Consider the following 10,501-nt stretch of genomic DNA (forward strand, 5'->3'; position numbering starts at 1 on the left):
TCCATCCACGTCCGGACACCCGCGCCGCCCCCACCCCCGGGCGGGCTTTGCCGCCCCTGCCGCCGGCAGGGGCTGTTTTTGCCCACGCTCTGCCCACACGACGTATTGGAGGAACTCCCATGTCCATGGAAAACCGCGACGGTTTCATCTGGCTCGACGGCCACTGGCTGCCCTGGCGCGACGCCAAAGTGCACGTCCTCAGCCACACCCTGCATTACGGTTACGGCTGCTTCGAAGGCATCCGGGCCTACGCCACGCCCCGGGGGCCGGCCATCTTCCGCCTGGAAGAACACCTGCGCCGCCTCGCCGATTCGGCCCACATCCTGGCCATCGACCTGCCCTGGTCGCAGGCAGAACTGGCCCGGGTCTGCCGCGAGGCGGTCAGCCGCAACGGCCTCGACAGCGCCTACATCCGCCCCCTGGTCTTCCTCGGGCCGGAGAAGGTGGGGGTGGACCCGGCCGGGACCCAAACCCACGTCATGGTGGCGGCCTGGCCCTGGGGGGCCTACCTGGGCGGCGACGCCCTGGAGCAGGGCATCCGGGTGCGCATCTCCTCCTACGCCCGGCACCACCCCAATGTGCAGATGTGCCGGGCCAAGGCCATCTCCACCTACAGCAACTCCATCCTGGCAGTGCGGGAAGCCCGCCGCGACGGCTACGACGAGGCCCTGCTGCTGGACACGGAAGGCTACGTGGCCGAAGGCTCGGGGGAAAACCTGTTCCTGGTGCGGGACGGGGAACTGCTGGAGCCGGAAACCACCTCGGCCCTGGACGGCATCACCCGCCGCAGCATCCACGTCCTGGCCCGGGAGGCGGGCCTCGCGCTGCGGGCCAAGCGCATCACCCGGGACGAGGTCTATTGCGCCGACGAGGTCTTCCTCACCGGCACTGCCGCCGAGGTGACGCCGGTGGTGGAGGTGGACCGCCGCCGCATCGGCACAGGCCAGCCCGGCCCGGTGACGCGCCTGCTGCAGCAGCGCTACTTCGCCTGCGTCCGGGGCGAAGACGGGGCCCACGCCGACTGGCTGACGCCGGCCGCCGCCTGACCCGGCGCGGCGTGCTCGCCGGGAAACACGCCGGCAAGCACGCCAGAAGCCGCACCTGGAGCGGACCGCGGCGGGGCATATCTGCTAAGGTATGCCCCGTCCCGATCCCCAGCCCCTGCCCGCCATGCCCCGTCTCGCCGTCAATGGAATCGAACTGGAAGTGCTGCTCGAAGGCCCGGCCGAGGCGCCGCCCCTGCTGCTCATCATGGGCCTGGGCGTGCCCCTCACCCGCTGGCCCCGGGCCCTGTGCGAGGCCCTGCTGCAACGGGGCTTCCGCCTGATCCGGTTCGACAACCGGGATGCGGGGCTGTCCACCCACCTGGACCATGCCCCGGTGCCCAATCTGGGCGCGGCGCTCCGGGGCATGCCCCTGGAACCCGCGTATACGCTGGACGACATGGCAGCCGACTGCGTCGGCCTGCTCGACGCCCTGGCCATTCCCCGGGCCCACATCGCCGGCGCCTCCATGGGCGGCGCCATCGCCCAGATCGTCGCCGCCCGCTACCCGCAGCGGGTACTGTCCCTCACCAGCATCATGTCCAGCAGCGGCCACCCGTCCCTGCCGCCGCCCACGCCCGCCGCGGCCGCCGCCCTGTTCGCCCCCCTGCCCCGGGAACGGCAGCGGGACGCCATCGTCGCCGACGCCCTGCAGCGCTACCAGGCCATCGCCAGCCCGGCCTACCCGGAAGACCCGCAACAGCTGCAGGCCATGTTCGCCGCCGAATACGAGCGCAGCTTCGACCCCAGGGGCGTGGCCCGGCAGATGGCCGCCATCCTCGCCCACGGCGACCGGCGCCCCCTGCTGGCCGGCATCCGGGCGCCCACGGTGGTGCTGCACGGCGCCGCCGACCCCCTCATTCCGCCGGCCTGCGGCGAAGACGTGGCGGCCCACATCCCCGGCGCCGAACTGCGCCTGGTGCCGGGCATGGGCCACGACTTCCCCGCCGCCCTGGCCCCCGTCATCGCCGACGCCATCGCCGCCGCCGCGGCCCGGGCGACGCTTCAGTCGTGAACGCAGCCCGGAAAGCCGTGGTGGAAATGGTCAAGGCAGCGACGGCAGCAGCAGTGAAAAAGCCGCGTAAAAAGGCAACGCAGGCAGCGGACAAGGAAAGGGCGGAACGGCCCCCGGCAGCATTGCCGGATACGTTGCCTGATTCCTTGCCGGAAGAACCCGCAGAGGCACCGGCCGCCGGCCGGCCCTGGTTCCTCTATCTCATCGAATGCGCCGACGGCAGCATCTACACCGGCATCACCACCGATGTGGCGGCCCGTTACGCCGCCCACGCCGAAGGCAAGGGCGCCCGCTACACCCGGGCCCATCCGCCGGCCCGGCTGCTGGGCTGGGAAGCCCACCCGGACCGCTCCACGGCCTCCAAGGCCGAATACCGCATCAAGCGCCTGACGGCGGCGGCCAAACGGGCCTACGCCGCCGCCCTGCCCGCCACGCGGGACTGAACGGGCATTACCGCAGCCCCTCTGCCAGGAGCCGCACCCCATCTGACTCCCAGGCATGGGCATCCGGAGACCCGCCACCGGCGGGCCTCCCGGCCATGCCTCAACGCGCCGGCGCCATCCCTTCCACACGGGCCAGGGGCGCCTCCGCCGGCGCCGGGAGTGCCGGGGCGGGGGCGGCCTCGCCCCCCTTTCCGGCATCCTGTACGCCGTCTTTCCCGCCCTCGCCCCAGCTGCCGCCGATGGCCCGGATCAGGGCCACCGTGGCCCGGGCCCGGTCCCCGTCCAGCTGCACCGCCGCCCGCCGCTGCTGCAGCACGCTGCGGTCCGCATCGAGGACGCCGAGGTAGCTCAGGGCCCCCTCCCGGTATTGCAGCTGGGACAGCCTGGCGGCCCGGGCGGCAGACTGCACCGCCTGGTCCTGGGAGGCGGACTGCCGGTCCAGCAGGCGCAGGTGGGCCAGGTTGTCCTCCACCTCCTTGAAGGCCTGCAGCACGCTCTGGCGGTACTTGGCCGCCTCCTCGTCGAACACCGCGGTGGCCTGGTCCACCCCGGCCTGGCGGGCGCCGCCGTCGAAAATGGGCAGGGACAGCATGGTGCCCACCAGGGGGCCGAGGACGAAGGCGCGGCTGGACCACTTGAAGAGGTCCCCCAGCTCCGACGATTCGTAGCCCAGGGCGCCGGTCAGGCTGAGGCGCGGGAAGAAGGCGGCCCGGGCGCTGCCGATGCGGGCGTTGGCCGCCACCATGGCCTGCTCGGCGGCGGCGATGTCGGGCCGCCGTTCCAGCAGGGCCGACGGCAGGCCGGCGGGCACCCGCACCGTTATCCGCCCCAGGGGCGCCGGAGGCAGGGTGAAGGCGGCCGGGGCCTGGCCCAGCAGCACCGCCAGGGCGTGTTCGGCCACGGCCCGCTGGCGTTCCACGCCAACCGCTTCGGCCTCGGCCCCGGCCAGCTCGGTGCGGGCCCGGGCCAGTTCCAGCTCGCCCACGTCGCCGGCATCGAAGCGGCGCTGGAACAGTTGCAGGGTCTGCTGGCGCAGGGCCACGGTGTCGGCGTAGAGGGCAGCCAGGGCATCCAGCTCCCGCAGGGAGAAATAGGCCTGGGCCACGTCGGCCTGGATGGCCAGTTGCAGGGAATGGAACAGGGCCTGGCGCTGGGCCGCATCGGCGCCGGCTGCCGCCACCCCGCTGCTGACCCGGCCGAACAGGTCGGCCTCGTAGGAGACGCTGGCCTGGGCCCGCCACAGGGTGGCCGGGCTGGTCTCGGCCTCCGCCGGCAGGCCCTGGGAAGCCGGCGAGGGACGCTGGCGGGTGGGACCGAAGCCGACCCCGACCTGGGGAAAGAGGGCCGAGCGGGCGTTCTGCTGCAGGGCCCGGGCCTGGGCCAGGCGGGCCAGGCCGGCCTTGAGGTCCTGGTTGGCGACGGCGGCCTGGGCTTCCAGGGTGTCCAGCACCGGATCGGCGAAGACCTTCCACCACTCGCCCCGGGGCTGGGCCTCCGCCGGCTCGGCGGTTTTCCACTGGCCCTCCGCCGGAGCTTCCTTGAAGGCGGCGGGCGTTTCCACCACCGGGCGCTGATAGGGAGGCGTCACGGCGCAGCCGGCCAGGGCCAGCAGCAGGAGCGGCAACGCCGGCTTGAAGCTGGGGATTCGGATTGTGCTTGGGGTCATGGTTCTCTCCTGCCGTCTCAACGGGGCTGTTCCAGGGACGGCACGGCGGTGATGGGGGCCTCGTGGTGGGCCGCGGAATGGAGCTTGTGGCGCTTGTCCAGGGTGCGCAGCAGGACGTAGAAGGCCGGCGTCAGGAAGAGGCCGAAGAAGGTGACGCCGAGCATGCCGAAGAACACGGCGATGCCCATGGCGTGGCGCATCTCGGAACCGGCGCCGCTGGACAGCACCAAGGGCACCACGCCCATGACGAAGGCGATGGAGGTCATGAGGATGGGCCGCAGCCGCAGCCGGCTGGCGTCGATGGCCGCCCGCAGGGGCGTGCTGCCCTGCAGCTCCAGCTCCCGGGCGAACTCGACGATGAGGATGGCGTTCTTGCAGGCCAGCCCCACCAGCACCATCAGGCCAATCTGGGTGAAGATGTTGTTGTCGCCGCCGGTGAGCCAGACTCCGGTGAGAGCCGCCAGGATGCTCATGGGCACGATCAGGATCACCGCCAGGGGCAGGGTCAGGCTTTCGTACTGGGCCGCCAGCACCAGGAACACCAGCAGGAGGCTGATGGGGAAGACCCAGATGCCGGCGTTGCCCGCCAGGATCTTCTGGTAGGTGAGGTCGGTCCATTCGAACTTGACGCCCCGGGGCAGGGTCTCGGCGGCCACCCGCTCCACCGCCGCCTCGGCCTGGGCCGAGGAGAAGCCGGGGGCCGGGCCGCCGTTGATGTCCGCCGCGGTGTAGCCGTTGTAGCGCACCACCATTTCCGGACCGAAGCCGGTGCTCACTTTAACCAGGGAGGAAAGGGGCACCATCTCGCCCTGGTTGTTGCGCGTCTTCAGTTGCAGGATGTCCTCCGGCCGGGAGCGGAACGGCGCGTCGGCCTGGGCCCGCACCTGATACACGCGGCCGAAGCGGTTGAAGTCGTTCACGTAGAGGGAGCCCAGGTAGATCTGCATGGTGTCGAAGACATCGGTGACGGAGACGCCCTGCTGCTTGGCCTTGGTGCGGTCCAGGTCCACGTCCAGCTGGGGCACGTTGATCTGGTAGCTGGAGAACATGGGGCCCAGCTCCGGCGCCTTGGACGCGGCCGCCATGAAGGCCTTGGCTGCCCGGTCCAGCTCGGCATAGCCGAGGGCGCCCCGGTCTTCGATTTGCAGCTTGAAGCCGCCCAGGGTGCCCAGGCCCATCACCGGCGGCGGCGGGAAGACGGCGATGAAGGCTTCCTGGATGGCGGCGTACTTCTGGTTGAGGGCGCCGGCGATGGCTTCCGCCGACAGCGCCTTGCCGCGCCGCTCGTCGAAGGGCTTCAGGGTGGCGAAGACGATGCCGGCGCTGGAGCTGTTGGTGAAGCCGTTGATGGAAAGGCCGGGGAAGGCGATGGCGCTCTGCACCCCGGGCTGGGCCAGGGCGATCTCCCCCATCTGGCGGATCACCGCCTCGGTGCGGTCGAGGGAGGCGCCGTTGGGCAGCTGGGCGAAGCCGATCAGGTACTGCTTGTCCTGGGCCGGCACGAAGCCCCCGGGCACCAGATAGGAGAGGCCCACGGTGAGGCCCAGCAGCACCGCATAAACGCCCATGGCCGAGGCCTTGCGCGCCAGCACGCCGGTGACGCCGCGGCCGTAGTTGTCCGAGGCGCGGCGGAAGAAGCGGTTGAAGCCGGCGAAGAAGCCCCCCAGGTAGCGGTTCATCTGCCGCGTCAGCCAGTCCGGCTCGCTGCCGTGGCCCTTGAGCAGCATGGCCGCCAGGGCCGGGGACAGGGTCAGGGAGTTGAAGGCCGAGATCACCGTGGAGATGGCGATGGTCATGGCGAACTGCTTGTAGAACTGGCCGGTGAGGCCGGTCATGAAGGCCAGGGGCACGAACACCGCCACCAGGGTCAGGGCGATGGCGATGATGGGGCCGCTGACCTCGCGCATGGCCCGGTAGGTGGCCTCCCGCGGCGTCAGCCCGGCCTCGATGTTGCGCTCCACGTTCTCCACCACGACGATGGCGTCGTCCACCACGATGCCGATGGCCAGCACCATGCCGAACAGGGACAGGGCATTGATGGAATAGCCGAAGCCCAGCATCAGGGAGAAGGTGCCGACGATGGACACCGGCACCGCCAGCAAGGGGATGATGGAAGCACGCCAGGTCTGCAGGAAGACGATGACCACCAGCACCACCAGGGCGATGGCCTCCAGCAGGGTATGCACCACGGCCTTGATGCTGGCGCGGACGAACTGGGTGGGGTCGTATTCGATGCGGTATTCCACCGAAGCGGGGAAATCCTTGGCCAGTTCGGCCATGGCCTCGCGTACCTGGGAGGAGACTTCCAGGGCGTTGGCGCCGGGGGACTGCATGATGCCCATGCCGATGGCCGGCTTGTTGTCGAGCAGGGAGCGCAGACCGTATTCGGCCGCATCCAGCTCAACCCGGGCCACGTCGCCGAGGCGGGTGACGCCGCCCTCACCGCTGCTCTTGAGCACGATGTCGCGGAATTCCTCCTCCGTCTGCAGGCGGCCCTGGGCGTTCACGGAAAACTGCAGGGGCACGTTCCCCGCATTGGGCGAGGCGCCGATGACGCCGGCCGCCACCTGCACGTTCTGCTCGCGGATGGCGCGCACCACGTCGCCGGCGGTGAGGCCGCGCTGGGCCACCTTCTGGGGATCGAGCCAGACCCGCATGGCGTAGTTGCCGGCGCCCCAGATGGAAACCTCGCCGACGCCGTTGAGCCGGGCCAGCCGGTCCTTGACGTTGAGCACGGCGTAGTTGCGCAGGTAGGTGGCGTCGTAGCGGTCGTCCGGGGAGAGCAGGTGCACCACCAGGGTCAGGGTCGGCGAGCTCTTCACCGTGGTCACGCCCAGGCGCTGCACGTCCTCCGGCAGCCGCGGCAGGGCCTGGGAGACCCGGTTCTGCACCAGCTGCTGGGCCTTGTCCGGGTCGATGCCGAGCTTGAAATACACCGTCACCGCCAGGTTGCCGTCGCTATTGGCCTGGGACTGCATGTACAGCATGTTCTCGACGCCGTTGATGGATTCCTCCAGGGGCGCCGCCACCGTCTCGGCGATCACCTTGGGATTGGCCCCCGGATACTGGGCCCGCACCACCACCGAGGGCGGCACCACTTCCGGGTATTCGGAAATGGGCAGCTGGAAGACGGACAGCACCCCGGCCAGGAGGATGAGGATGGACAGCACCCCGGCGAAGATGGGGCGGTCGATGAAAAACTTGGAAATGTTCATGGCGCCGCCTCAACCCTTGTCCGCCGGGCTCGCCGCCCGGGCCACGCCGGCCGTCTCGCGACCGCCCATGGAGACCATCTGGGGCGCCACTTCGTCCCCCGGACGGACCCGCTGCAAGCCATTCACCACGATGCGCTCGCCGGCCTTGAGGCCGCTCTCCACCACCCGCAGGCCTTCCTGCACCGCCCCCAGGCGCACCTCCCGATAGGCGGTGCGGTTCTTGCCGTCCACCACCAGCACGAAGCGCTTGTCCTGGTCGGTACCGACGGCCTTCTCGTCCACCAGCACAGCTTCCCGCGGCGCCTCGCTGCCCAGGCGCACCCGGGCGTAGAGGCCGGGCACCAGGCGCCCGTCCGGATTGTCGAAGACGGCCCGCAGGCGGATGGTGCCGGAGGTGCTGTCGAGGCGGTTGTCCACGGAACTCAGGCGCCCTTCCCGGCCGTGGCCGCTCTCGTCGGCCAGGCCCATGCGGATGGGCAGGCCCTTGCCCTGGCTGCCGCTGACGTATTTCAGATAGCTCTGCTCGTCCACGTCGAAGGCGGCGTAGATGCTGTCGGCGGAGACCAGGGTGGTGAGGGGCGCCGCATTGCCCGGCGCCACCAGGTTGCCCACCGTCACCTCGGCCCGGGACATGCGGCCGCTGATGGGGGCGGTGATGCGGGTGTATTCCAGGTTCAGCTCGGCCACCTTGAGGGCCGCCTGGGCCGCCTTGAGGGCCGCTGCGGCTTCCCGGGCGGCGTTCTGCTTTTCCTCGAAATCGCGGCGGGAGACGGCGTTCTCGGCCAGGAGGCGTTCGCCCCGGGCCAGGTCGGCGGCGGTGTAGGCGGCCCGCGCCTCGGCACCGGCGAGCTGGGCCTGGGCCCGGGCCACCTCGGCGGCGAAGGGCCGGGGGTCGATGCTGAAGAGCAGGTCGCCCTTCTTCACCAGGCTGCCGTCCTTGAAGTGCACCGCCGTCAGCACGCCGGACACCTGGGGCCGCAGTTCCACCCTTTCCACCGCCTCCAGGCGGCCCGAGTAGGACTGCCAGTCGGTGACGGGGCGGCTGGCCACCTCCGCCACCTCGACGCTGGCGGCGGCCGGGGCCGCCATGGCCGGGGCGCCACCGGCATGGGCATAGAAGACGGCGGCAGTGCCGCCGAGGCCCGCCAGCCCGGCCAGGGCGGCGGCGATGATGAGACGCTTCTTGAGTTGGGGCATGACAGTTCCTCTCGAAAAGGGATGGTTTTATTGGTTGGGGGCGGCCGCCATCCCGGCACCAAGGCGATGGCCGAGGAAGTGGGCGATCTCGGCCAGGGCCGGCGGATGGCGGGCCAGGGCGGCATGGGTGACGCCGGGGAAACGGGCCACCTGGGTAGGCACGCCGGCCTCGATCAGGGCGGCGGCGTACTGCTCCGCCTCCTGGTGCAGCACGTCGCACTCGGCGGTCAGCACCAGGGCCGGCGGCAGGCCGGCCTGGCGCACCGAGGCCAGGGGCGAGGCATAGGGATGGAGCCGCTGACGCGGCTGGGGCAGGTACTGGCGGTAGCAGGCGGCGCAGTCGGCGGCGCTGAGGTCGGAATTGAGGCGCTGGCCATCCCCCAGGCGGGTCATGCTCGGGTCCAGCATGGGCCCCACCAGCACCTGGGCGGCAATGGCCGGAGCGTTGCGGTCCCGGGCCATGAGGGTGAGGCAGGCAGCCAGATTGCCCCCCGCATCGTCCCCCGCCACCGCCAGGCGCGAGGCATCGCCGCCCAGGGCCGCGGCCTGCTGCGCCAGCCACAGGGCCGCGGCATGGGCATCTTCCGGCGCCGCCGGGAAGGGCCGGGCGGGCGCCAGGGCATAACCGACCGCCAGCACCAGGGCCGGCACCCGGGTGGCGAGGAAGCGGGCCGGCACGTCCGCATCGTCCAGGCAGCCGCCGACAAAGCCGCCGCCGTGGAAATAGAGCACGACGGGCAGGGGCCGGCCGCCTGTCCGGGGGCGGTACAGGCGCGCGGGAATGGCCCCTTGGGGGCCGGGAATGGTGAAGTCTTCGGCGAGGGTCGCCGGAGCGCCGGGTATCGCATCCATGGCACGGGGGCAGCCAAGGCTGCCGGAATTGGCAATGGGGCGATTCTCTGTGTTATCTACAACCGGATAAACATGTATATTTCGACAATACTATTCATCATCGGCAAACAATCGAGGAGTCGGCACCATGGACCGCTTTCAAGCCATGCAGGTCTTCACCCGGGTGGTGGACGCCAACAGCTTCACCCGGGCGGCGGAAACCCTGGGCCTGCCCCGGGCCACCGTCACCACCATCATCCAGAACCTGGAGGCCCTGCTGCAGGTGCGCCTGCTCAACCGCACCACCCGCCGCATCAGCCTGACCCCGGACGGGGCCGCCTACTACGAGCATTGCGCCCGCATCCTGGCGGAGGTGGAGGAGACCGAGGCCTCCTTCCGCGACGCCGCCCGGGGCCCCAAGGGGCGCCTGCGCATCGACGTGCCGCCGCCCATCGGCCGCCTCATCCTCATTCCCCACCTGTGCGACTTCAGCAGCCGCTATCCGGACGTGGAGCTGGTGATCGGCATGGGGGACCGGGCCGTGGACCTGGTGCGGGAAGCGGTGGATTGCGTCATCCGGGTCGGCGAACTGCAGGATTCAAGCCTGGTGGCGCGGCGCATCGGCACCTTCCAGTCCATCACCTGCGGCGCCCCCGACTACCTGGAACGCTACGGCACGCCCCACAGCATCGACGACCTGCAGCAGCACCAGGCGGTACATTACTTCTCCACCCGCACCGGCCGCACCATCGACTGGGACTTCATCGTGGACGGGGTCTTCACCCCGGTGAAAATGGCCGGCAAGGTCTCGGTCAATGACGCCGAAGCCTACCTGGACTGCGCCCTGCAGGGCTTCGGCCTGATCCAGCTGCCCCTGCTGATGGCCCTGCCCCACCTGGAATCCGGCGCCCTCAAGGAAGTGCTGCCCCACCTCACCCCCAGCCCCATGCCCATCTCGGTGGCCTACCTGCAGAACCGCCACCTGTCGCCCAAGGTCCGCGCCTTCGTGGACTGGGTCGCCGACCTCTTCGGCACCTGCCCCCTCCTCGGCGGCCAACGGGAAAGCAGCCCCCAATGCAGCTTCCCCACCC

The 10,501-nt window shown here is 70.7% G+C and carries 8 protein-coding genes; 4 read left to right on the top strand and 4 right to left on the bottom strand.

The window, feature by feature from the left end; translation table 11 throughout:
* Positions 1 to 119: 119 nt before the first annotated feature.
* From AC1RTA_RS15760 to AC1RTA_RS15770, 3 genes are all read left to right on the top strand, one after another.
* Entirely contained in the window at positions 120 to 1,046 is a 927-nt protein-coding gene (locus AC1RTA_RS15760) for a branched-chain amino acid transaminase (protein ID WP_492785266.1), read from the top strand.
* A 91-nt stretch (positions 1,047 to 1,137) separates the two neighbouring features.
* Positions 1,138 to 2,058, top strand: a complete 921-nt coding sequence (locus AC1RTA_RS15765; RefSeq protein ID WP_492785267.1) for an alpha/beta fold hydrolase — start codon at positions 1,138 to 1,140, stop codon at positions 2,056 to 2,058.
* A gap of 146 nt (positions 2,059 to 2,204) precedes the next feature.
* A complete protein-coding gene (locus AC1RTA_RS15770; RefSeq protein WP_492785268.1) occupies positions 2,205 to 2,501 on the top strand; it encodes a GIY-YIG nuclease family protein in 297 nt (98 codons plus the stop codon).
* A 100-nt stretch (positions 2,502 to 2,601) separates the two neighbouring features.
* Here the strand turns inward: AC1RTA_RS15770 and AC1RTA_RS15775 are convergent, their stop codons facing one another.
* Genes AC1RTA_RS15775 through AC1RTA_RS15790 form a run of 4 tightly spaced genes read right to left on the bottom strand, consistent with a single transcriptional unit; the run spans position 2,602 to position 9,431 of the window.
* Entirely contained in the window at positions 2,602 to 4,167 is a 1,566-nt protein-coding gene (locus tag AC1RTA_RS15775; RefSeq protein WP_492785269.1) for an efflux transporter outer membrane subunit, read from the bottom strand.
* A gap of 17 nt (positions 4,168 to 4,184) precedes the next feature.
* Positions 4,185 to 7,382, bottom strand: coding sequence for an efflux RND transporter permease subunit (locus AC1RTA_RS15780; RefSeq protein WP_492785270.1), 3,198 nt, complete (start codon positions 7,380 to 7,382; stop codon positions 4,185 to 4,187).
* Positions 7,383 to 7,391: 9 nt separating this feature from the next.
* Positions 7,392 to 8,579 carry an efflux RND transporter periplasmic adaptor subunit gene (locus tag AC1RTA_RS15785; protein WP_492785271.1) on the bottom strand — a complete coding sequence of 396 codons (1,188 nt, stop codon included), beginning with the start codon at positions 8,577 to 8,579 and terminating at the stop codon, positions 7,392 to 7,394.
* 27 nt (positions 8,580 to 8,606) lie between these two features.
* Entirely contained in the window at positions 8,607 to 9,431 is an 825-nt protein-coding gene (locus tag AC1RTA_RS15790; RefSeq protein WP_492785272.1) for an alpha/beta hydrolase fold domain-containing protein, read from the bottom strand.
* Positions 9,432 to 9,558: 127 nt separating this feature from the next.
* Here AC1RTA_RS15790 and AC1RTA_RS15795 point away from each other — a divergent pair.
* The coding region (locus AC1RTA_RS15795; protein WP_492785273.1) for a LysR family transcriptional regulator at positions 9,559 to 10,501 on the top strand (943 nt) is incomplete at its 3' end.

This window comes from Azospira sp. MPR-E4, assembly GCF_058809645.1.

What these genes read in the sequence shown, in the direction of transcription:
- AC1RTA_RS15760 (WP_492785266.1), top strand. Translation starts at nt 120, where the DNA reads ATGTCCATGGAAAACCGCGACGGTTTCATCTGGCTCGACGGCCACTGG.
- AC1RTA_RS15780 (WP_492785270.1), bottom strand. Translation starts at nt 7,382, where the DNA reads ATGAACATTTCCAAGTTTTTCATCGACCGCCCCATCTTCGCCGGGGTG.
- AC1RTA_RS15790 (WP_492785272.1), bottom strand. Translation starts at nt 9,431, where the DNA reads ATGGATGCGATACCCGGCGCTCCGGCGACCCTCGCCGAAGACTTCACC.
- AC1RTA_RS15785 (WP_492785271.1), bottom strand. Translation starts at nt 8,579, where the DNA reads ATGCCCCAACTCAAGAAGCGTCTCATCATCGCCGCCGCCCTGGCCGGG.
- AC1RTA_RS15775 (WP_492785269.1), bottom strand. Translation starts at nt 4,167, where the DNA reads ATGACCCCAAGCACAATCCGAATCCCCAGCTTCAAGCCGGCGTTGCCG.
- AC1RTA_RS15765 (WP_492785267.1), top strand. Translation starts at nt 1,138, where the DNA reads ATGCCCCGTCCCGATCCCCAGCCCCTGCCCGCCATGCCCCGTCTCGCC.